23 protein-coding genes and 1 pseudogene are annotated in these 21754 nt (G+C 71.8%); 11 read left to right on the top strand and 13 right to left on the bottom strand.

What is annotated here, in order from left to right; genetic code table 11:
* Positions 1-8: 8 nt before the first annotated feature.
* The gene (locus QE359_RS05605; protein WP_309778138.1) at positions 9-1202 is read left to right on the top strand and encodes an FAD/NAD(P)-binding oxidoreductase; all 1194 of its coding nucleotides are present in this window, start codon (positions 9-11) and stop codon (positions 1200-1202) included.
* Positions 1203-1294: 92 nt separating this feature from the next.
* Here QE359_RS05605 and QE359_RS05600 read toward each other — a convergent pair whose 3' ends face one another.
* The 5 genes from QE359_RS05600 to QE359_RS05580 form a co-directional block, all read right to left on the bottom strand.
* Positions 1295-2374, bottom strand: coding sequence for an alpha/beta fold hydrolase (locus tag QE359_RS05600; RefSeq protein WP_309778136.1), 1080 nt, complete (start codon positions 2372-2374; stop codon positions 1295-1297).
* Positions 2375-2463: 89 nt separating this feature from the next.
* The gene (locus QE359_RS05595; protein WP_309778135.1) at positions 2464-3339 is read right to left on the bottom strand and encodes an SMP-30/gluconolactonase/LRE family protein; all 876 of its coding nucleotides are present in this window, start codon (positions 3337-3339) and stop codon (positions 2464-2466) included.
* A 48-nt stretch (positions 3340-3387) separates the two neighbouring features.
* Positions 3388-4221, bottom strand: a complete 834-nt coding sequence (locus QE359_RS05590) for a DUF1206 domain-containing protein (protein ID WP_309778134.1) — start codon at positions 4219-4221, stop codon at positions 3388-3390.
* A 123-nt stretch (positions 4222-4344) separates the two neighbouring features.
* A complete protein-coding gene (locus QE359_RS05585) occupies positions 4345-5511 on the bottom strand; it encodes an RtcB family protein (RefSeq protein WP_309778133.1) in 1167 nt (388 codons plus the stop codon).
* Between the two features lie 392 nt (positions 5512-5903).
* Positions 5904-6377: a MarR family winged helix-turn-helix transcriptional regulator gene (locus QE359_RS05580; RefSeq protein ID WP_309778132.1), complete on the bottom strand. Its 474-nt coding sequence runs from the start codon at positions 6375-6377 to the stop codon at positions 5904-5906.
* 63 nt (positions 6378-6440) lie between these two features.
* Between QE359_RS05580 and QE359_RS05575 the strand changes: the two genes are divergently transcribed.
* From QE359_RS05575 to QE359_RS05560, 4 genes are all read left to right on the top strand, one after another.
* Complete coding sequence (locus tag QE359_RS05575; RefSeq protein ID WP_309778131.1) at positions 6441-6968, top strand: phenolic acid decarboxylase; 528 nt, start codon at positions 6441-6443, stop codon at positions 6966-6968.
* The gene (locus tag QE359_RS05570; RefSeq protein WP_309778130.1) at positions 6968-7735 is read left to right on the top strand and encodes an alpha/beta fold hydrolase; all 768 of its coding nucleotides are present in this window, start codon (positions 6968-6970) and stop codon (positions 7733-7735) included. Before QE359_RS05575 ends, QE359_RS05570 begins: the two co-directional genes overlap by 1 nt.
* A 94-nt stretch (positions 7736-7829) precedes the next feature.
* The gene (locus QE359_RS05565; protein WP_309778129.1) at positions 7830-9659 is read left to right on the top strand and encodes a glycoside hydrolase family 15 protein; all 1830 of its coding nucleotides are present in this window, start codon (positions 7830-7832) and stop codon (positions 9657-9659) included.
* Positions 9660-9672: 13 nt separating this feature from the next.
* Positions 9673-10275 carry a DUF1992 domain-containing protein gene (locus tag QE359_RS05560; protein ID WP_309778128.1) on the top strand — a complete coding sequence of 201 codons (603 nt, stop codon included), beginning with the start codon at positions 9673-9675 and terminating at the stop codon, positions 10273-10275.
* A gap of 95 nt (positions 10276-10370) precedes the next feature.
* On the opposite strand, the gene QE359_RS05555 is transcribed toward QE359_RS05560, so the two are convergent.
* Together QE359_RS05555 and QE359_RS05550 are read right to left on the bottom strand one after the other, a co-directional pair.
* Positions 10371-10709 carry a hypothetical protein gene (locus QE359_RS05555; protein WP_309778126.1) on the bottom strand — a complete coding sequence of 113 codons (339 nt, stop codon included), beginning with the start codon at positions 10707-10709 and terminating at the stop codon, positions 10371-10373.
* Positions 10710-10722: 13 nt separating this feature from the next.
* Positions 10723-11052: a hypothetical protein gene (locus QE359_RS05550; protein ID WP_309778125.1), complete on the bottom strand. Its 330-nt coding sequence runs from the start codon at positions 11050-11052 to the stop codon at positions 10723-10725.
* A 209-nt stretch (positions 11053-11261) separates the two neighbouring features.
* Here QE359_RS05550 and QE359_RS05545 point away from each other — a divergent pair.
* From QE359_RS05545 to QE359_RS05515, 6 genes and pseudogenes are all read left to right on the top strand, one after another.
* Positions 11262-13734 (top strand): annotated as a pseudogene (locus QE359_RS05545) (phosphoketolase).
* Between the two features lie 151 nt (positions 13735-13885).
* Positions 13886-14077: a hypothetical protein gene (locus QE359_RS05535; protein ID WP_309778121.1), complete on the top strand. Its 192-nt coding sequence runs from the start codon at positions 13886-13888 to the stop codon at positions 14075-14077.
* Entirely contained in the window at positions 14064-14279 is a 216-nt protein-coding gene (locus QE359_RS05530) for a hypothetical protein (protein ID WP_309778119.1), read from the top strand. The genes QE359_RS05535 and QE359_RS05530 overlap by 14 nt, the downstream gene beginning before the upstream one ends.
* Positions 14280-14313: 34 nt before the next feature.
* Positions 14314-14997: a fumarylacetoacetate hydrolase family protein gene (locus tag QE359_RS05525; RefSeq protein WP_309778117.1), complete on the top strand. Its 684-nt coding sequence runs from the start codon at positions 14314-14316 to the stop codon at positions 14995-14997.
* Positions 14998-15156: 159 nt separating this feature from the next.
* The gene (locus QE359_RS05520; protein WP_309778116.1) at positions 15157-16119 is read left to right on the top strand and encodes a TIM barrel protein; all 963 of its coding nucleotides are present in this window, start codon (positions 15157-15159) and stop codon (positions 16117-16119) included.
* Positions 16120-16129: 10 nt separating this feature from the next.
* The gene (locus QE359_RS05515) at positions 16130-16306 is read left to right on the top strand and encodes a hypothetical protein (protein ID WP_156794789.1); all 177 of its coding nucleotides are present in this window, start codon (positions 16130-16132) and stop codon (positions 16304-16306) included.
* Positions 16307-16333: 27 nt separating this feature from the next.
* Here QE359_RS05515 and QE359_RS05510 read toward each other — a convergent pair whose 3' ends face one another.
* The 6 genes from QE359_RS05510 to QE359_RS05485 form a co-directional block, all read right to left on the bottom strand.
* Entirely contained in the window at positions 16334-16663 is a 330-nt protein-coding gene (locus tag QE359_RS05510; protein ID WP_070417187.1) for a hypothetical protein, read from the bottom strand.
* Complete coding sequence (locus QE359_RS05505; RefSeq protein WP_309778114.1) at positions 16660-17229, bottom strand: hypothetical protein; 570 nt, start codon at positions 17227-17229, stop codon at positions 16660-16662. Before QE359_RS05505 ends, QE359_RS05510 begins: the two co-directional genes overlap by 4 nt.
* The gene (locus QE359_RS05500) at positions 17226-17840 is read right to left on the bottom strand and encodes a sigma-70 family RNA polymerase sigma factor (RefSeq protein WP_309778113.1); all 615 of its coding nucleotides are present in this window, start codon (positions 17838-17840) and stop codon (positions 17226-17228) included. The genes QE359_RS05505 and QE359_RS05500 overlap by 4 nt, the downstream gene beginning before the upstream one ends.
* Before the next feature lie 175 nt (positions 17841-18015).
* The gene (locus QE359_RS05495) at positions 18016-18171 is read right to left on the bottom strand and encodes a hypothetical protein (protein ID WP_309778111.1); all 156 of its coding nucleotides are present in this window, start codon (positions 18169-18171) and stop codon (positions 18016-18018) included.
* Between the two features lie 135 nt (positions 18172-18306).
* Positions 18307-20829: an ATP-dependent DNA ligase gene (locus QE359_RS05490; protein WP_309778110.1), complete on the bottom strand. Its 2523-nt coding sequence runs from the start codon at positions 20827-20829 to the stop codon at positions 18307-18309.
* Positions 20826-21716, bottom strand: coding sequence for an SDR family oxidoreductase (locus QE359_RS05485; RefSeq protein WP_309778108.1), 891 nt, complete (start codon positions 21714-21716; stop codon positions 20826-20828). Before QE359_RS05485 ends, QE359_RS05490 begins: the two co-directional genes overlap by 4 nt.
* Positions 21717-21754: the final 38 nt, after the last annotated feature.

Raw genomic sequence — 21754 nt, 5'->3', positions numbered from 1 at the left:
GAGACGCCATGACCGACTTCCGCTACCTCGTCGTCGGCGGCGGGATGGTCGCCGACGCCGCTGCCCGCGGTGTCCGCGAACTCGATGCCGACGGCTCGATCGGCATCATCAGCGAGGACGTCGACCGGCCGTACGCCCGGCCGGCGCTCTCGAAGAAGCTGTGGACCGACCCGGACTTCAGCTGGGACGAGAAGGTCGACCTGCACACCGAGGAGACCGGCGCGACGTTCGTGCTCGGCACCGCGGTGACGGCGATCGACCGCGCGGCGAAGACCGTCACGACCTCGGACGGGCAGACCCACGGCTACGAGCGGCTGCTCCTCGCGACCGGCGGCACGCCCCGTGGGCTCCCCGGGCTGTCGCCGTCCGACCGGGTGCTCGACTACCGGAGCGCCACCGACTACCGACGCCTCCGTGAGCTCGCCGACGCCGGGGCCCACGTGGCCGTCGTCGGTGGCGGGTACATCGGCACCGAGATCGCGGCCGGCGTCGTGCAGAACGGCGCCCGGGTGACGCTCGTCGACCCGGACGAGGTCGTCGGCGGCCGGATGTTCCCGGAGGACCTCGCCCGGGCGTTCCAGCAGCGCTTCGTCGACCACGGCGTGGAGCTCCGGCTCGGGCGCCGCGTCGACCACGGGACCGAGCACGAGGGTGGCGTCACGCTGACCCTCGACGACGGGTCCGAGGTGTCCGCCGACGCGGTCGTGGTCGGACTCGGCATCGAACCGGCCACCCGCCTCGCCGCGGACGCCGGACTCACCGTGCGGGACGGCATCGTCGTGTCCTCGACGCTCCTCACCGACGACGACTCGGTGTTCGCCGCCGGCGACGTCGCCGAGTACCCCGACCGGATCCTCGGCACGCGCCGGGTCGAGCACGTCGACAACGCCCAGCAGCAGGGCCGGCAGGCGGGGCGCAACCTCGCCGACGCCGACGAGACGTACGACCACACGCCGATGTTCTACTCCGACGTCTTCGACATGGGGTACGAGGCGGTCGGGCAGGTCACCACGAAGCTGCGCACGGTCGAGGACTGGCAGGAACCGACCGTCACAGGTGTCGTCTACTACCTCGACGACGACGACCTCGTGCGCGGCGTCCTGCTCTGGAACGTCTGGGACAAGACCGACGAGGCCCGCAAGGTCCTCGCCGATGCCCACGCGCTCACGCCGGACATGCTGATCGGGCGCATCACGCCGTAGCGTCGCGTCCACCCTGGAGGCGCGGTGCCGGTCCACGAGACCGGCACCGCGTCTCCGGTCGGTCGCGTCCGTCCGCGGGCCGGTCCGCGGGATCAGCCCGCCTTGCGGGTCTCCGGAGCCACCTCGTCGACGATCTCGCGGCGATCCGCCGGGTCGACCGGCAGGTCGTCGCCGTCCGCCATCGCGACCGCGTGCGCCGACTTCGCCGCCTCGAGCGTCTCGTCGTCGTTCTTCGCCATGCCGAGCAGTTCGACGAAGCGCGACTTGACGAGCAGCCAGGCCTCGCGGGGGCCGAGCCGGGACAGGTCCGACGCCGTCGAGTCGTCGCGGACGCGCTGGAGCGAGGACACCCCGCGGTCGGGGAGCCGTCCGGCCACGTGGTCCACGGCGAGCTGGGCGACCGCGTCCGCCTGCGCGTGCATCACCGAGTGCGCGCCGTCGACGACCTCGCGCAGCACCGCGTACGGGAACACGCGGGCGAGCCGGCGCACCCAGTCCCGCGGGACCATCGCGTCGTGCTCGCCGCGCACGATGAGCGTCCGTGCCTGCACGTGGGCGGCGCGCTCCTCGATCGGGAAGGCGATCATCCGCGGCAACACCTTCGAGAACCAGTGCCAGCCGCACAGGGCGTACGCCGTGATGCCGTGCCAGCGGACGGCTGCCGGCTCGTGCAACGTGGACCGGAGGAACCGGAACGCCGACTGCCGGACCGTGCGCGCGTGCGAGTCGACCACCGGGCTGATGAGCACCAGGTCGGAGATCTCCGGACGACGCGCTGCCACCTCGGTCACGACCTGGGTGCCCATCGAGTGGCCGACGAGCACCGGGTCGACGAGTCGGAGGTCGTCGATGACCTTCTCGACCGCGTCGGCGTACCGCTCGATCGAGACCTTCCCGCGGAAGCGCGGGACACCGGCGAAGCCGGGCAGGTCGAGGGCGTGCACGGGGCCGTTCTCGTTGAGGTGCGGGGCGAGCCGCTCGTAGTACGTGGCGGCGATGCCGAGCCCCGCGACGAGCAGGAAGGCGCGGTCGCCGGGTTCGCCGACGGAGCTGACGCGCACGTACGTGCCGTCGACCGCGACCCGGTCGACCTCGACCGTGACGTCGGCGTTCTCGGCCTCGTCCAGTCGCTTCGCGGGGTCCGGTGTCGCGTCCGTGTGCTCGTCGTCCACTTCGGTCTCCTCGGGTCGGGCGTCGCTCCTCGGTTCGGGCGATCGCCCAGGATACCCGCGGTGCCCCCGATCCCGCCGTCGGCGCCCCGTCAGCCGCTGAAGGTGTTCGCGGGGAACCCGTGCACCCGCGTCGGCACCGCGAGGACGGCACCGGAGTGCGGGTGCGCGACGAGCTGCTCCTCGGTGAGGTTCTCCCGCGCCGAGGCGACGAACAGCGTCGACATGTCCGGGCCGCCGAACGCCACCGACGTCACGTTCGGCACCGGGAGCTCGACGGTCTCGAGGTGCGATCCGTCCGGACCGTACCGCTCGACCCGACCGCCGCCGTAGACCGCGCTCCACGAGCAGCCCTCGTCGTCGCGGACCAGCCCGTCGTGCGCGGACCCGACGACGAACGGCTCGAGCTCGCCGAGCTCCCCGTCGGGGCCGTACGACCCGCGGTAGATCGTCGACGCGCTCGTGTCCGTGACGTACATGACCGTGCCGTCCTCCGACCACTCGATGCCGTTCGTCACGCCGAAGCCGCCGCGGAGGAGTCTCGTGGTGCCGTCCGGCTCGATCGAGTACAGGGCACCGTCCGGCTCCCCCGTGGTGAGGTTCATGCTGCCGACGAGGAACCGGCCGAACGGGTCGCACTTGCCCTCGTTGAACCGGAGGCCGGCCGTGGCGTGCTCGACCCGGGCGATCTCACGCTCGACGACGCCCTGAGCGTCCGTCACGACGACGGAGTCGCCGAGGGCCGCGACGAAGCCACCGCCCGCGCGGGGCTGGAAGCTCGCGAGCGGGGGCGGCAGCTGCACGGTGGACGTGACCGTGCCGTGGGCGTCCGCGGTGGTGAGGGTGCCGAGGGTGATGTCGACCCACCGCAGCTCGTTCGTCCCGGGGTCCCACACGATGCTCTCCGCGAGGACGGCTCCGGCGTCGGAGAAGACGGTCACGGGTCCGGTCGTCGCGCTGCTGCTCATGACACCGGTCTACCGGTGCCGCCTCCGTGCGCGTCCACCGTGTCCGTGTCAGAGGCGAGCGTAGCGGGCGCGGAAGAAGCTGTAGACGCCGAAGGCCACGAACCCGATGCCGACGGCGACGAGCACGACCGCCCCGCCCGGCATCGAGCGGAGGGCGTCGAACGCCCCGTCCAGTCCGGTCGCCTGGTCGGGGTCGCTCCGGAAGGCAGCGACCGCGATGAGCACGCCGACGACCACCACGGCGATCCCCTTCAGCACGTACCCCACGACGCCGAGCACGGTGACGACGCGTTCGAGCGGCTGGCGCGGGCGCACGAGCTGCTTCCAGAACGAGCGGCGGCAGCCGATCACCACGAGGCCGACGCCGATCGCGACGGCCACCGCGGCGACGAGCAGCAGGAGGAACACGCCGCCGGGCGTCGCGAGCGCCTTCGCGGCAGCACTCCGCGAGGACCCGCTCGAACTCGTGCCGGCTCCGACCGCGTAGGACGCCGCGGAGTACGCGATGACCCCGTAGACCACGGCCTTCCCGACGTTCTTCAAGCGGTTGCCCCAGGCGCGGGCGCTGTCCGTCCTCCCACCGACCACGGCTTCGAGCACCAGCCGGATCGTCAGCGCAGCACAACCGACGGCCATGACCCAGAGCAGGACGACCCCGCCGGGGACCGCGGCGAGCTGCTGCAGCGCACCCGACTGGTCGGTCTCGCTGCCCGACGACGCGTTGCCGACGCCGAGCAGGATCGCCAGGTAGCCGATCAGCAGGTGCACGATGCCGCTGCCGACGAACCCGGCGCGCGCCGTCAGCTCGAACCACCGGCTGTCGGCCACGCGCTTCGCTCCACGACCGGTCTTCCGGGCCGCCTGTTCCGCCTGTTCACTCACGCCATCGAGCGTGCCCGACGGAACGGGCCGTGTCCGGCACGGGCGGTGACACCCGGCCGTCTGGCAGACGGGAGGCGCGGTGCGGGCCCGCACCGCGCCTCCCGACCCTGCGTGGCGGCGACGTCAGTCGCCCTTCACGTTGACGACCTGCCGCAGCGTGTGCCGGATCGACACGAGCTCCGAGGCGTCGGCCATGACCTGGTCGATCGGCTTGTACGCCGCCGGGATCTCGTCGAGGAACGCGTCCGTGTCGCGGTACTCGATGCCGACCATCGCCTCGCGCAGCTGGTCGTGCGTGAACGTCCGCCGGGCGGCGCTCCGCGAGAACAGCCGACCGGCACCGTGCGGCGACGACTCGAGCGACGGCTTGTTGCCGAGCCCCTCGACGACGTACGACGCGGTGCCCATCGACCCGGGGATGAGCCCGGGCTGCCCGGCCCGCGCCTGGATCGCGCCCTTGCGGGAGACCCACACCGACTTCCCCCAGTGCGTCTCGCGCTGCGTGAAGTTGTGGTGGCAGTTGATCCGCTCCTGCTCGTCGACGGGCGTGCCGACGGCCTCGGACAGCTGCCGCACGACGCGGTCCATCATCTCCTCGCGGTTGAGGAGCGCGAAGTGCTGGGCCCACCGCAGCTCGGCGATGTACCGGTCGAACTCCGGGGTCCCCTCGACCAGGTACGCCAGGTCGGGGTCGGGCAGCTCGATCCACCAGCGCTGCATGGCCTTCTTGGCGACCGCGATGTGTCGCTGGGCGATCTTGTTGCCGACACCCCGCGACCCGGAGTGCAGGAACAGCCAGACGCGGTCCGCCTCGTCGAGGGACACCTCGATGAAGTGGTTGCCGGACCCGAGCGTGCCGAGCTGGTTGCGCCAGCCGCCGTGCGCTCCCGCGGGGTCGAACCCGGCTGCCTCGGCCATGGTCTCGAGCTCCGCGATCCGGGGCTCGGCCGTGGCGACGATCTTCCGGTTCGACGCACCGGCCGACAGCGGGATCGCCCGCTCGATCTGCTCGCGCAGCTCCTGCAGGTCGTCGGGCAGGTCGGCCTCGGTGAACTGGGTCCGGACCGCGATCATGCCGCAGCCGATGTCCACGCCGACGGCTGCCGGCATGACCGCGCCGAGGGTCGGGATGACCGACCCGACGGTGGCGCCGAGGCCCAGGTGGGCGTCCGGCATGAGGGCCAGGTGCGGGAACACGAACGGCATGCGAGCGGTCGTGCGGGCCTGCTGCTCGGTGTTCTCCTCGAGCATCGAGGCCCAGCTCAGCAGCCGGTCGGTGATCTTCTCCATTGCTTCGTCTCGCTTTCGTGACGGTCTTCGGTGACGGTCCGGAGCGGGGTCCTGCTGCCGTCCGGCACCACGAGGCGTGGCGTTCGGAGGGCAGCGTCGTGGAGAGGACGCCCCGGGCCGGGTGGGCACGGGGCGTCGGGTGACGTCGCGTGCCTACGCGGGATAGCGGTCGGACTGCTGCTGGTTGCGCTGTTCGGGCAGCACGGCGAGCGTGTCGAGCTGGAGCTCGACTCGCTGTTCGTGGTGCTGCACGGTGCGCACGCGCGGTCCTTCCGGTGGTGCCCGGGACGGGCGGTCCTGCCGATGGGCAGGAGGACGACAGTAGTGCGACACGCCCGGGGTGCACAAGCGCGACACGCCCGGGATGCGCTGGACCCGGTGGTCGGGGTGGGTCAGGCGCCCCCGCGCTCGTCGAGTCGTGCTCGCAGGCGCTCGAGTGCCGGCACGGCCGCCACGAGCGCTCGCCGGTCGCCCTCGGAGAGCGCGTCCATCGCGTCGACGAGGACCCGCTCGGCGGATGCGTCGTAGTCCGCGAGGCGGCGTTCGGCGAGGCCGGTCAACCCGACCTCGGTACTCCGCCCGTCACCACGCGCGAGACGACGCTCGACCAGACCGTCCCGCTCCATCGCCTGGACGAGGTTGCTCACCGTCGAGCGCGCGAGCCCGAGCGACCGGCCCAGCGCGGTGGGACTCGACCACCCGTCCTCCCCCAGACGCCGGAGCACCTCGATCTGCGCGTCGGGGATGTCGGGCAGGGCCACCGAGCGGCGGGCCGTGGCGAGCAGTGTCCGACGGAACGGGCCGATCTCCGCGCTCAACCGCCGCGCCACCCGGGGCAGGTCGGGGTCGTCCGGTTGCTCGTCCACACTCCCAGGGTAGTCATCGGAAATGCGCTTGCAACAAACGCTGTTCGGGAGCAAACTCGAACCATGGACATCACCACCAGCGTCGAACACCCCGTCCCCGAACAGGACCTCTCCGGCATCGTCGGGCACCGTTTCATCTACACGTACGCCAACGGGTGGCAGTACGAGATGTACGTCAAGAACGCGACGACGATCGACTACCGCATCCACTCCGGCATGGTCGGCGGACGATGGGTGAAGGACCAGCAGGTCGACCTCGTCGCACTCACCGCGGGCGTCTACAAGGTGTCCTGGAACGAACCGACCGGCACCAGCGTCGTCGTCACGGTCGTCCCCGGTGAGCGGGTCCTGCACGGCACGATCTTCTTCCCGCACTGGGTCGAGGAGGACGGCAGCAAGACGGTGCTGTTCCAGAACGACCACCTCGACCGCATGCGCGAGTACCGCGACCAGGGGCCCACCTACCCGATCTACGTCGTGCCCGAGTTCGCGCACATCACCCTGTTCGAGCACGTCGGCGAGGACGACGAGACCGTCGTCGACACCGCGCCCGGCGACCTGCCCGCAGGCTTCGCCGACCGGTCCAACTGATGCGCGCGTTCGCCCCGGTGACGCTCGGGCACGGCGGTCGCACCCTCCGCGGCTGGCAGCTCGGCACCGTCGCGCGGAACGGCTCCGCGGCCCTGCTCGTGCACGGCTTCGGCAGCACGGACACCGGCGGACAGCAGCTGTTCGTGCAGACCGCGCGCACCCTGGCCGAGCACGGCTCCACGGTCCGGTCGTACAGCCGGCTCGGGCACGGGACGAGCGACGGCGACTTCGCCGACATCACCATCGGCGACGAGGTCGACCAGGTCGTCGCGATGATCCGCACGCTCGCGGCGGACGCGGCCGGGCCCGTGCACGTCGTGGCGCACAGCCTCGGGGCGGTGGAGTCCGCCATGGCGGCCGCACGCGTGCCGGAACTCGTCGCGACGCTGACCCTGTGGTCACCGGCCGGTGTCGTCGTGGACGACATCGCACGGCACGACCGGATCCAGGGCCAGCCGCTCGCCCGGGCACGGGAACAGGGCTGGTTCGACTTCGGCGGCATGGCCCTCGGCACGGCGTTCATCGACGAGGTGACGGCCGGCCTCGACGTGTACGCGACGATCGACCGCTACACCGGTCCCGCCGAGGTCCTGCACGGCACCGCGGACCAGATCGTCCCCGTCCGGTACGGGCAGCGCTACGGCGAGGTGCTCCCCGGGGCGACGTTCACTGCGGTGGAGGGCGCCGACCACGGCTGGTCGTCCGTCCCGTGGCGACGGACGTTGCTCGACCACCTGGTCGCCTCGACGGGCGGCGGCGCCCGCTGACGGCTCCTCCACAGCCCGGAGGAACGGCGGGCGTCCTCCACAGCGGGGTACGCCCGCCTGATGGTCGGGCCCAGGGCGCGGGCAGGCTGGGACCATGACCGAGCGGACCCGAGACACCCCTGACGTGATCGACCACGAGGAGCGCACCGACGGCTACGCACCGCTCCGGTCCTACGGCGCGATCGGCGACGGTCGGACGGTGGCGCTCGTCGCACGGGACGGCCGGATCGACTGGCTGCCCATCCCCTCGATGGACTCGCCACCGGTCTTCGCGAGCATCCTCGACGCCGAGCACGGCGGACACATCGCCCTCCGGCCGGTCGACGCCGACGCCGGGGTCTCGCGCGAGTACCTGCCGGGAACGAACGTGCTCGTCACCACCTGGACCACGCGGTCGGGCTCCGTGACCGTGACCGACGCGATGGTGACCGGCGTCGCGGGACGCCTGCCCTGGGCCGAGGTCGCCCGGTGCGTGCAGGGCGTCGACGGCACGGTCGAGATGGAGTGGGCGGTGGTGCCGGGGACCCTGCTCAACACGGCCGAACCGCGACGCCTCGACACCGCGAACGGCGCCGTGATCGGCATCGACGGCATCACGATCGCCATCGTCGAGCAGGGTTTCGAGCCCGTGCACGACGACGGGCCCCGGTTCTCCGGCCGCTTCACCACCGCCGAGGGCTCGAAACACATCCTGACCATCGTCGGGACCCACGACGAGCCGATCTTCATGCCCCGGCCGGAGAGCGCGCTCCAGGCGATGGACCGGACGATCGACAACTGGGCGACCTGGTCGGAGGAGTTCTCGTACGACGGGCCGTGGGCCGAGCCGGTGCAGCGGAGCGCCCTCGCCCTCAAGCTGCTCATCTTCTCGCCGACCGGCGCGATCGCAGCGGCGCCGACGACGAGCCTGCCCGAGGACCGCACCGGCGGCAAGAACTGGGACTACCGGTTCGCCTGGGTACGCGACCTGTCGTACACGGTGCACGCGCTGACCCGCTTCGGGCTGCGCGAGGAGACCCACGCCGCGGTGTCCTGGGTGATGCGCACGATCGCCGAGCACGACGAGGACATGCCGATCTTCTACGAGCTCGACGGCTCGAAGAGCGACGGCGTCGAGGAGCGCGACGTCCCGGGCTGGAACGGCATCGGCCCCGTCACCATCGGGAACCGCGCCGGCGACCAGCTGCAGCTCGGGGTGTGGGGCGACGTCTTCGAGATCCTGCGCCAGTACGTCCGCGCCGGCAACGTCCTCGACCGGAAGACCGCGGCCGTCCTGCAGGAGCTCGCCGACGACGCCTGCCACCGGTGGGAGGAGGCGGACTCGGGCATGTGGGAGCTCCAGGACACGCAGCACTACGTCTCGAGCAAGATCGGCTGCTGGCAGGCGCTCGACGCCGCGGCCGAGCTGCACGAGGCCGGGATGATCGACGGGCCGCGCGACAAGTGGATCGAGAACCGCGAGCTCATCGAGCAGTGGGTCGCCGAGCACGGGTGGGACGAGGAACGCGGGTACTACGTGATGTACCCTGGCTCCGACAAGCTGGACACGTCGATCCTGCTGCACGCGATGAGCGCCTTCGACCGGGGTCCCCGCATGGAGTCGACCATCCGGGCGATCGAGGAGCAGCTGCAGCACGGCCCGCTCGTGTACCGGTACTCGGGCATGGAGTCCGAGGAGTCGCCGTTCGTGGCGTGCTCGTTCTGGCTCGCAGCCGCGATGGCCTGCGTCGGACGGGTCGACGACGCCCGCGACCTCATGGACGAGATGGTGGAGCAGACGAACGACGTCGGCATGTTCAGCGAGATGATCAGCGAGGACGGCACGTTCATGGGCAACATCCCGCAGGGGCTGTCGCACCTGGCGCTCATCCAGGCAGCGCTCACGATCGAGGAGGTCGCTGGCGAGGAGCGCTCCGGGGAGTGATCATGGAGGGGTCATGAACGACGTCGATGCACGCATGGACCGGTTGCGACGGGCCGCCCGCTACCGGTACCAGCAGCTCGTGGACAGCGAGATCGAACGCGGCTCCCTCGACCCCGACGAGGTGCGCGAGGAACGTCGGCTCCTGAAGGCCGCCGACGTCGCGGCGCACGCTCGGGCCCAGATCGAGGAGGCCGAGCGGCGGGGTGTCTTCGAGGGCAACCCGTACCACGGCAAGCGGCTCCCGGGGAACGACGGACGCCACGACCCCGACTGGTGGATCAAGGCGAAGATCGAGCGCGAGGAGATCACCGGCATCGCCCCGCCCGCCCTGGCGCTGCGGAAGGAGGACGCCGAGCTCGACGAGCACCTCGACGCCCTCTCCTCCGAGCCCGACGTCCGTGACGTGCTCGACGACTTCAACGCCCGCGTGAAGGAGGCCCGCCGGCAGCTCCTCGGTGGGCCGCCGGTGGTGACCCCGCTCCGTGACGTCGAGACCGAGGTCGCCGGCTGGCGAGCGCGTCGGCAGGAGCGACTGGCGGCCGAGGCGCAGGCGGCCGCGGACCGGGCCGCTGCCGAGGCGGACCGACCCCGGCGGTGGTGGCGCCGACGTCGGTGAGGTGATCCACGCCTCCTGGACCACCCCCGGACACGGGAACGACCGCAGCACCGCGCTCGTGGCGCGGTGCTGCGGTGGTCCCTGGCGTGGGGGTGTTACTTGATCTTGGCGGTGATGGTGGCGGTGCCGACGAGGAGGCCGGACTTCACGGCGTCGGTCTTGAAGGTGCTGTTGAGCAGCTTCGCGGCGTCACCCGAGACGTGCACCGTGGTGCCGGTCAGGATCGCGTTGTCACCCTCGAGCTGGAGGGGCTTGAGCGTGCCACCGTGCAGCGAGAACAGGTACGCGTTGTTCACCGCGACCTTGCCGTTGACCAGCACGTCACCGTAGAGCTTGGACGAGCCCGGGTTCACGACGAAGTTCTCCAGCGTGACCGTCGTCGAACCGGCGGTGAGGGTCAGACCCGAGTCGTCGTGGTTCAGCAGACCCTGCACGTACGGACGGTAGTCACCGTCCGGCGACCAGTACGTGACCCGAACCGGACGTGATCGGGAACGACACGGACCCGTCGGCGAGCTTGGCGTCACCGGAGACACCCGGGGTGAGCTTCAGCGCGGTGAGGGCGTCGGTGAAGCCGGAGTCGAGCTTCACGGCGGTGTCGCCACCGAGGACCTCCGGCACCGATGCGACGGGGCCGGGGATCTTCGACGAGGACGACGACACGGTGTGCACCGACGGGGTCGAGGCCTGCGCCGAGGTGATGCCGAACGCGGCACCACCCAGCACGAGCGCACCCGTCGTGGCGAGCGTGATGGAGGTCTTCAGGGACTTGCGCATGGGTTGGGTCCTTTGCTGTCTCGGGGGCTCCGGCCGGTGGCGACGTGCTCCTGTGCACGCGCCGTGCTGTGTGCTTGCTGTGGCCCGGCCGTTCGTGACCGGAGAGCGCCCTGGGCGTTTGCCCTTGTGACATGCATTCGGCACCCCCTGCCGAACGGTTTGGAAGTTTTTCTGGGATTCCCCCGCGACCGCCTCCGTACCGTGGGGGCATGGCCCCCGCATCCCCCTCGAGCACCGACCGGATCCGCGCGATCGACGCCTGGTGGCGCGCCGCGAACTACCTCACCGTCGGGCAGATCTACCTACTCGACAACCCGCTGCTCGACCGCTCGATCACGCCGGACGACGTGAAGCCCCGGCTGCTCGGACACTGGGGCACCTCGCCGGCGCTCAACCTCGTCTACGCACACTGCAACGCGCTCATCGCCGAGACCGACCGGCAGCTCCTGTACATCTGCGGGCCCGGTCACGGCGGTCCCGCGATGAACGCGAACGCGCTGCTCGACGGCACGTGGGGCGAGCTCTACCCGGACATCACGCCGGACCCGGACGGGCTGCGACAGTTCTTCCGGCAGTTCTCCTTCCCCGGTGGGATCCCCTCGCACGCGGCGCCCGAGACCCCGGGGTCGATCAACGAGGGCGGCGAGCTCGGCTACTCCCTCGCCCACGCGTACGGAGCGGCACTCGACAACCCGGACCTCGTCGTCGCGTGCGTCGTCGGCGACGGCGAGGCCGAGACCGGGCCGCTCGCCGGGTCCTGGCAGGCGCACACGTTCCTCGACCCGGTGTCGGACGGCGCCGTGCTGCCGATCCTCAACCTGAACGGGTGGAAGATCGCGAACCCGACGGTCCTCGCACGCATCCCGCACGACGACCTGCACGCCTACTTCCGCGGGCTCGGGTACGAGCCGATCGTCGTCGACTCCGCCCGCGTCGACGACGACCCGTTCGCCGTGCACGCCCTGTTCGACGGTGCGCTCCGGCGTGCACTCGCGACGATCGACGACATCCAGGCCGCGGCCCGCGCCCAGGCGCAGCGAGCGGCCGCCGGGCAGCCGGCGGGTGCTGCGGCCCTCCGACCGCGCTGGCCGATGATCATCCTCCGCACGCCCAAGGGCTGGACCGGCCCGAAGGTCGTCGACGGCCAGCAGGTCGAGGGGACCTTCCGCGCCCACCAGGTCCCCCTGCCCGCCGTCCGCGAGGACGACGACCACCGCCGGCAGCTCGAGGAGTGGATGCGGTCCTACCGCCCCGAGGAGCTGTTCGACGACGACGGCCAGCCGATCGGCATCCTCACCACCATCCGGCCCACCGGCGACCTGCGGATGAGTGCGACCCCGCACGCGAACGGCGGTCGGCTCCGCACCGCCCTCGACCGCCCCGGGCTCGAGGAGTTCGGCGTCCCCGTCGGCGAGGACGCGAGCGCCACCGGCACGCTCGGCCCCTGGCTCGCTGCACTCATCCAGCGGAACCCCTCGTCCTTCCGGCTCTTCGGCCCGGACGAGACGGTGTCGAACAAGCTCGACGCGGTCTTCGACGTGACGTCGCGCGTCTGGCGCGCCCAGCGTGGCGTCGGGGACGAGCACCTCGGCGCACACGGTCGGGTCACCGAAGTGCTGTCCGAGCACCTGCTCGAGGGGATGCTCGAGGGCTACGTGCTGAGCGGCCGCCACGGCGTCCTCAACACCTACGAGGCGTTCGCGCACATCATCGACTCGATGGTCGGCCAGTACGCGAAGTGGCTCGAGTCCTCGACCGACATCGACTGGCGGGCACCCGTCTCGAACCTGTCGATCCTGCTGTCGTCGCACGTCTGGCGCCAGGACCACAACGGCTTCTCGCACCAGGACCCGGGCTTCCTCGACGTCGTCGCGTCGAAGCAGCAGGACCTCGTCCGCATCAAGCTGCCGGCCGACGCGAACACCCTGCTGGCCGTCGCCGCGCACGCACTGGAGACGACCGACCGCATCGAGGTGATCGTCGCCGGCAAGCACCCCGAGCCGGTCTTCCTGTCGCTGCCCGACGCGGTCGAGCACGTCGCCGCTGGACTCGGCGTCTGGAACTGGGCCGGCACCGAGGAGTCCGTCGGCCGCGTCGACGTCGTGCTCGCCTGCGCCGGGGACGTCCCCACCGTCGAGGCCGTGGCCGCCGCGGACATCATCCGCCAGCACGCTCCCGAGGTCGGCGTCCGTGTCGTGTAACGTCGTCGACCTGCTGTCCATCGGCGACCCCCGGAAGCACGAGCACCCGGTCTCCGACGAGCGCTACGACGAACTCTTCCTCCCCGGTACCCCGACCGTCTTCGCGTTCCACGGGTACCCGTCCCTCGTGCACCAGCTCACCTACCGCCGGAACGGGCACGACGACCTGCACGTGCACGGGTTCCTCGAGCAGGGCACGACGACGACCCCGTTCGACATGCTCATGCGCAACGAGATGGACCGGTTCGCGCTCGCGCACGACGCCCTGACCCGGGTGGACGCGGCGGCGCACGACGCGCTGCGCACGCGGCTGTCCGAGGCCCGCACGGCGGCCCGTGAGTACGCGTACACGAAGGGCGAGGACCACCCGAGCGTCGGTGCGTGGCGGTTCTCGGGGTGGCCGCAGGACGAGGCGGCATCGGAGGGCACGGGTGGCGACCCGGGCGAGGGGGAGACCGAGGGGGCCGCGCCCGGCAACTGACGCGCGTCCGCGCGCTCCTCCACATCCAGGAGGCGCGGATCATGTTCCACAGGACCGGTCACGCTCGGCGCGTGGCCGGTCCTGTCGCGTCAGGGTGCGGAATACAGAGTTCTTGGGGCATCGGGACCACTGGTGGCAGCGTTGGGCGTGGGTGGTCGAGCGGGCGTTGTCGGCCGACGAGCGGCGCCGTGACGCGGCCGCTCTGATGACCGATGCCCTGATGACCCGGACCTGGGTCACCGACGACGACAAGTGGGTCGAGCGCGCGCTCGACGACCACGAGACGACCGCCGCGCGACGGCTCCGCGGCAGAGAGGAACGACCCGACGATGATCTCGGATGAGGACGACGCGTCCTTCAAGGCCCGACTCGACCGGATGGAACGCCGGACCCCCAGCCTGCTTGCGCACCCGCACTACGGGCCGCTCGTCCGTGCGGCCGGTGACCTCGAACGACTCGAGGAGATGCGCATCGAGTGGCGCGAACGACAGGAACGGGCACGAGCACGGAAGCTCCGGTGGGAGGCCTCGATCAGCGAGGGCTGACCGCGCACCGCGCCGCCGGTGGCACGCTGGACGGGTGAGCGACCTCGTCATCCCGGCCCCGACCCTCCCGACCGTCCCCACCACGACCGGCGGACGCTTCCCCGTCCGGCGGGTGTTCTGCGTGGGCCGCAACTACGCCGCGCACGCACGCGAGATGGGCCACGACCCGGACCGCGAGCCGCCGTTCTTCTTCACGAAGCCGGCGGGCGCGGTGGTGACCGACGACGCGGACACCCCGTACCCGTCCGTCACCGAGCGCCTCGAGCACGAGGTCGAGCTCGTCGTGGCGATCGGTCGCGGCGGAACGGACATCCCGGTCGACACGGCCCTCGACCACGTCTGGGGCTACGCCGTCGGGATCGACCTCACGCGGCGCGACCTGCAGGCCGAGGCGAAGCGGCTCGGCCGCCCCTGGGACACCGCCAAGGGCTTCGACGCCTCGGCCCCGGTCGGCGCGATCGTCCCCGCAGCCGACGTCGACCCGACCTCGGGCACGATCGAACTGCGGGTGGGTGGCGAGCTCCGACAGTCCGGGGACCTCGCCGACCAGATCTGGTCCGTCGCCGAGACCATCGCGGAGCTCTCGCGGTTCGTGTCCCTCGCGCCGGGCGACCTCCTGTTCACCGGCACCCCGGACGGTGTCGGAGTCCTCGCCCGGGGGGACCTCGTCGAGGGCACGATCGCCGGCGTGGGCTCGGTCCGGACCGTGATCGTGTGATCCCACGCGTTTCCCCCGTGTGTCGGCGGCCTGGGAGGGCTCGCAGCACCACCGAGTAGCAATGTCTCGACGCCGCTGCGGGGTGCGCGGTGTCGCCACACTGGGGACACCCGACCGCGACGGGGCGGGGCGGCGTGTTCGGAGAACGGAGGTGCCGCCGTGCAGGAACACGACCTGCTCGCGACGTCCTGGACATGGGCCGGGACCGAACCGATCGGCGAGCGCATCGACGCCGTCGGTGCTGCCGGCTTCGCCGGACTCTCGCTGTCGCTCGGTGACCTGCACGAGGTACGGGCGACGATCGGGTTCGCCGCCCTCCGCCGCATGCTCGACGGTGCGGGGATCGTCTGGGTCCAGCTGGGGCCGCTCGAACACTGGTGGACCTGCTCGAGCCACACCACCGACCAGGACGCCGACCGCGGTGTGGTGCTCGAGGCCGCCGCGACCCTGAGCGCCTGGCAGGTCGTCGCGCGTGCGGACGTCACGCTGCCCGGCGTCTCGCCGTCCGCCATGGTCGACGACTGGAACGAACTGGCCGGGCAGGCCGCGAAGGTCGGTGCGCAGCTCGTCCTAGAGCCCGAGCCGTGGTCGAACCTGCCGACGGTGGAGCGCGCGTCCCGGTTCGTCACCGCCGCCGGTCACCCGAACGGCGGGCTCCTGGTCGACGTGATGCACGCACTGCGCGGCGGGTCCACGCTCGCCTCCATCCGCGAGGGCGTCGCGCCGGCGTCGCTCGCCGCGGTCGAGCTGAGCGACGGTCTGCTCCACACGCCGGCGGGCATGACCCTCGCCGAGGAGGCCCGCGAAGCTCGCCACCTGCCCGGAGCCGGTGCCTGGGACGTCCCGGGGTTCGTCCGCACCGTGCGCGACCTCGGGTTCGACGAGCCGTGGGGTGTCGAGGTCCGGACGGCAGCACACCGGGCGATGCCGATCGGAGACGCCCTCCGGACCGCTGCCGCGGCGACACGGGCGGTGCTCGACGCCGCCGACGCCTTCGGGACGCCCGCCGTCCCCGCGATGCCGACGACCCCGGCGCCGACCTCGGCGGTGGACTTCGAGCCGCCGGCTGCTCCCCCGTCGAGCGACCGTCGCCGCGATGCCGACTCAGGAGCTCCGGCGTAGCGTCATCGGCATGACCGACCAGCCAGCACACGACGACGACCTGCTCCGCCGCTCCCAGGAGTCCATCGACGAGGCGAAGGCGGCTGCGGCCGAGGTGGTCGAACCGGACGAGGACGACCTCATCGACGAGGACCTCCCGGTCGCCGACGACGCCGAGCCCGCCGACGGTCCCGCGCCCGCTCCCTGAGTTCCCCCGGCCGGTGGTCTCTGGCGCTCAGTCGATCTCGACGACCCGCACGGTGACGTCCGACGGTCGACGTCCCAGCAACGCCGTCCCCTCGGCGACCACCGCGTCGCGGACGCTCCGGACGAGCCCGAGCGTCGGGACCCGCCGGTCGGTCGTCACGACCACGCGGATCCGGGCGCCCTCGCGTCGATCCTGCACGAGGACCGCGCCACCGTCTCGGGGCAGGTCGAGCACCGAACGGACGTCGCGGACGAGCGTGGCGAGGTTCGGCCCCGGCGGCAGCACCGAGCGGACCCCGGGGACCCCGAGCACGACCGCGGTCAGTCCGCGCGAGACACTGCGCACGTCGTCGGTCACGGTCGTCCTCCCTCGATGAGGTCCGCCACCCGCACCACGAGCGACCGCACCACGAAGGGTGCGTGCGCCGCGAGCGCGTCCTCGATGATCGACCGGAGTGCCTCGGCGCGGAGGTGCACCGGCCCGTCGGCGCTCGCGGCGATCGACACCTCGACGTCGACCGATCCGCCGGCCGTGCCGACGTCGCCCGTGAACCGGGTCCGTCGGACGACCACGCCGGGTACCTCGTCGCCGAGCGCCCGCACGAGTCCGCGGAGTGCGCCTTCGGTCACGACGAGCGTCGACGCGGGGTCGTCGTCCGGGACGGGGATGTCCCGCCCCGCGTGCGCCGTCGTCCGCACCGACGCGAGCACGCTGGCGATCCAGCCGACGTCGGCCCCGGCGGCCTCCGCGGCCTCGGCGTCGAGCAGGTCCCGCGAGGCCGTGCGCAGCGACTCGAGCCGTACCAACGCAGCGGCCGCCTCGGGGTCGCCGTCGATCTCCGGCCGCGCCGGGGTGCGGTCGGTGTCCAGGTAGTCGGAGAGCTCCTCGAGGGTGAACGCGCCGAACCGTTCGTCGTCGGTCATCGCCACCCCTCCATCTGCTCGAGGACACGACGTCGTGCCCGCGCCAGCACCCCGCGCACGGTCGCCTGCGGCATCCCCGTCGCCTCGGCGATCTCGGCGTACGACGCCTCACCGATCTCCCGCATCACCCAGACGGCACGGTGCGCGTCCGGGAGTGCCTGCACGATACGCGCGAGTTCCTGGACCTGCAGCCGCGTGCTGACGACCTCGTCGACGGGGCGGTCGTCGGCCGAGTCGACCACCGCTTCGAGGTCCAGGTGTGGATGCCGACGACGGAGGCGGTCGAGCGCCTTGTTCGCCGCGATCCGGAACAGCCAGTTCCGCACACGGTCGGGGTCGTCCACCCGGTCGATGCGCTGCCAGGCCTGGAGCGCCGCCTCCTGCACGGCGTCCTCGGCCTCGCCGTCGCCGTGTCCGAGGATCCGAGCGGCGTAGGCGCGCATGTGCGGGCCGTAGCGGCGGATCAGCACCCCGAACGCGACCGTGTCGCCGTCGGCGCTGCGCGCGACGAGGGAGGCGTCCGACAGGGACGCCAGGGCGTCAGCGTCGCTCAGGGTCGGCTCCTCGTCGATTTTCTTCGGTTCTCGCGTGACGATCGCGGTCGTCGTCACGTCTTACGTACGGGTCTACCAGGAGCGCGGTGCGTGCCTGGTGCGAAGCGCGTCGTGACCGGTCATCCCTGAACGACCGGTCACGGCGCCCCGACGGCGGCCCGTGCGTCCCCTGATCCGGCGCACGGGCCGTCTTCACCCGTCGATGCCCCGGGGTGTCGTCGTTCTCCGGGTGCTACTCGTCGACCTCGTCACCGAGGAAGTCCGCGTAGGTCGCCTCGGACTCCGTCACCGCGACCCCCGGGTCCACGGGTGTGCGCGCCGATCGGTCCCCTGCGATCGTGACTCGTTCCTCCGCGGTGAACGGGGGCAGGTACTTGCTCGCGCTCATGCTCGCGCCCTTTCGTCCCGGCGAACGTAACAGCCCGTACCGGAATCCCGGGGGATCGCCCCCGATTCGTCCCCCGGTCGAGGGTGGAACGGGGGACGAAAGTTCGCCCCGGGCTGACCCCATGCGGATGCATGCTCACGATTCCGGGACGACGTCCGCGGGGTCCTTGTCCACCCGCCACCCGCGCCACGAGGGCTGTCGCAACCGGCCGTCCGACGTCCACTCGGCGAACTCGACCTCGCCCACGCGCTTCGGCGTCACCCAGTGCGCGTCGCGGGCATCGGGCCGAGGGACGTCGACGAACGGCGAGGTCTTCCGCTCGAGCGCGGCGAGCGTCGCGCCGATCTCGTCGAGATCGCGGTCGCGGAAGCCGGTGCCGACCTTCCCGATGTACTCGAGCCCGTCCGGCCCCGGGACGCCGAGGAGCAGCGAGCCGACCCCACCCGCACGCCGACCATTCCCCGGCTTCCACCCGCCGACCACGACCTCCTGCGTGGCGTGGTGCTTCAGCTTGAGCCACGCCTCGGATCGCCGACCCTCGGCGTACTTCGACGTCCGCTTCTTCGCGACGACCCCTTCGAGTCCCTGCTCCGCCGAGTCCGCCATCGCCCGGGCGAGGTCGCCCTGGTACGCGGACGGGACGTCGATCGCGCCACCCGGTTCGACCACCGTCTCGAGCGCCTGGCGACGCGCGTCGTACCCGAGGCGGGTGAGCTCGTGCCCGTCCGCCTCGAGCACGTCGAAGAGCAACAGCCGGACCGGCGTCTCACGTCGCGCCGCCTCGACCTCGCGCGACCTCGTCAGTCCCATCCGGTTCTGCAGCAGCTGGAACGAGGGCCGCCCCCGATCGTCGAGGGCCACGATCTCGCCGTCGAACACGCCGTCCACCCCGGCGCGGTCGCCGAGCTCCTGGAGCTCGGGGTACTGCACCGTCAGGTCGTTGTCGTTGCGGCTGCGGAGCGTCACCGAACCGTTGCTGACGGTCGCGAGCGCGCGGATGCCGTCCCACTTCATCTCGAACGCCCAGTCGGACGCGTCCAGCGTCGGCTCGCCCTTCGCGAGGGTCGCCTGCATCGTGCGGCGATCAGCCGGAGCGGTGTCCGACGCGGCCGTCCGGTCGATGCGCGCGGTCGGGTCGCCGCCGGCGGGTGCGGGTCGGGAGGCGCGGCCCGTCCCCGCCCCGTCCCCGCCGTCCGCCAGGCGGTCCGGCTGGTCCTTCGTGCGGTGGATGAGCCAGTTCTTCTCGTCGCCGTCGCGCCCACGACCCCGCCCGCGGGTGTGCAGCAGCGCCAGTCGGCGAGCGCCCCCGGTCCGGCCGTGCAGTGTGACGATGACCTCTTCGCCCTCGCGCCACTTCTCGAGCTCGTACGTGCCGTCGTCCCAGATCGTGACCGTCCCGCCGCCGTACTCGTCCTTCGGGATCGTGCCCTCGAACGCGCCGTACTCGAGCGGGTGGTCCTCGGTCTGCACTGCCAGGTGGTTCTTCCCCGGGTCAGTGGGTTCACCCTTCGGCAGCGCCCAGCTGACCAAGACCCCGTCGTGCTCGAGCCGGAAATCGTAGTGGTCGCGTGTGGCGTGGTGTTCCTGGATGACGAACGTCGGGGTGCCGTCCTTCCGCACCGTCGGCGCGTCCTCGGGCACGGGTTCAGGGGTCTTCGACGCGTCGCGCTTGGCGCGGTACGCGGCGAGCCGGTCGCGCGCGGGCTGCTCCGCGTCGTTCGCCTGCTGGGTCCGGTCGCTGTCCCAGTGACCGTGGTCGTCCCGTCCGACCGCCAACGAGGCGGAGGCGACCGGGTGCAGGTGGTCGCCCCGTTCCTCCAGGCGTTCGAGGACCTCGTCCAGGGTGAGCTGCGCGAGCCCGCGTTCGGTGAGTTCCTTCCAGGTGCGGGGCGCGGCGACCGTCGGCCGGTCACGGCCGCGCAGGGAGTACGGCGCGATCGTCGTCTTGTTGCCGTTGTTCTGCGACCAGTCGACGAACACCTTGCCCGTCCGCTCCGCCCGGCTCATCGACGAGAGCACGAGGTCCGGCAGATCCTGCTCGAGCGCCTTCGCGAGTTCGTGCGCCACCTCGGAGACGTGTGAGGTGGAGGCCGTGCCGTCGAGCGCGGCGTAGAGGTGGATGCCCTTCGACCCGGACGTGACCGGGTACGGGTCGAGCCCCATGCCGTGCAGGATCTCGCGCGCTGCGAGGGCGACCTCGACGCACTCGGGCAGCCCGACGCCGTCGCCGGGGTCGAGGTCGAGGACGAGCCGGTCCGGGTTCTGCTGCCCGCCGCGGGGGCCGAACCGCCACTGCGGCACGTGCAGCTCCAGCGCGGCCTGCTGCGCCATCCACACGAGGGTCGGCAGGTCGTCGACGATCGGGTACTCGTTGTCGTGCTCGGCGTGGTGGATGGTGTGGTGCCGGACCCAGTCGGGCGCGGAGTTCGGCAGGTTCTTCTCGAAGAACACCTTGCCGTCGACGCCGTTCGCCCACCGCTTCCGGGTCACGGGGCGGTCCTTCACGTGCGGGATCATCCACGGCGCGACCCGCTCGTAGTACTCGATCACGCGCCCCTTGGTGGTGCCGGTCTCCGGGTAGAGCACCTTGTCGGTGTTCGTCAGGGCGATGCGGCGGTCCCCCACCAGGACCACGGTCTTGCGCGCGGTCGGACTCACAGCGCCACCCCGGTCGCCCCCGCCACCGTGAGGGTCGTCCCCGACGTGTACGACGACTCGGGGCCGGCCAGGTACACGTACGCGCTGCCGAGCTCGACCGGCTGTGCAGGTCGACCGAAGGGCGTGTCCTGCCCGTAGGCGGCGATCTCGTCGCCCGGGTAGCTGATCGGCTGCAGCGGCGTCCACACCGGGCCCGGGACGACGGTGTTCGCCCGGATCCCCTTCGCCGCGAGCTGTCGCGCCAGCCCGTTCGTGTACGTGATGATGGCGGCCTTCGTCGCCGCGTAGTCGATCATCCGGTCCTGCGGTTGGTACGCGGACACCGAGCTCGTCGTGACGATCGCACTGCCGGGCGCCATGTGCGGAACGGCCGCACGCACCAGCCAGAACAGCGAGTACAGGTTGACCTTCATCGTGCGGTCGAAGTCCTCGGTCGACTGCGCCGTCACGTCGTCGTGCACCTTCTGGTGGCCGGCGACGAGGACCAGGGCGTCGAGTCCGCCGAGCTCGCTGACCGCGTCCCGCACGAGTGTGTCGCAGAACCCCTCGTCGGTCAGGTCACCGGGGAGCAGCACGGCCTTCCGCCCGAGGTCGCCCACGATGTCCCGCACGGCTTCGAGGTCGTCGCGTTCCTCGGGCAGGGCGTTCAGGGCGACGTCCGCGCCCTCCTTCGCCATCGCGATCGCCGCTGCCCGCCCGATGCCCGAGTCGGCCCCGGTGACGAGCACGCGGTAGCCGGGCATGCGGCCCGTGCCGAGGTAGCTCGTCTCGCCGTGGTCCGGTGTGGGGTCCATCGCGCTCGCCAGTCCGGATCCCTGCTGCGTCTGGGCCGGGAAGGGCGGACGGGGGAACTGGTCGCGCGGGTCCTGCTTGTCGAGCTGGCTCATGGGCCCATGGTGCTCGCGCCGCGGCCACGGCGGTTCAG

The organism is Curtobacterium sp. SORGH_AS_0776 (genome assembly GCF_031453355.1).
Taxonomy (GTDB): domain Bacteria; phylum Actinomycetota; class Actinomycetes; order Actinomycetales; family Microbacteriaceae; genus Curtobacterium.
The sequence above is the reverse complement of the archived record's forward strand: the minus strand, read 5'-3'. Positions and strand labels throughout refer to the sequence as shown.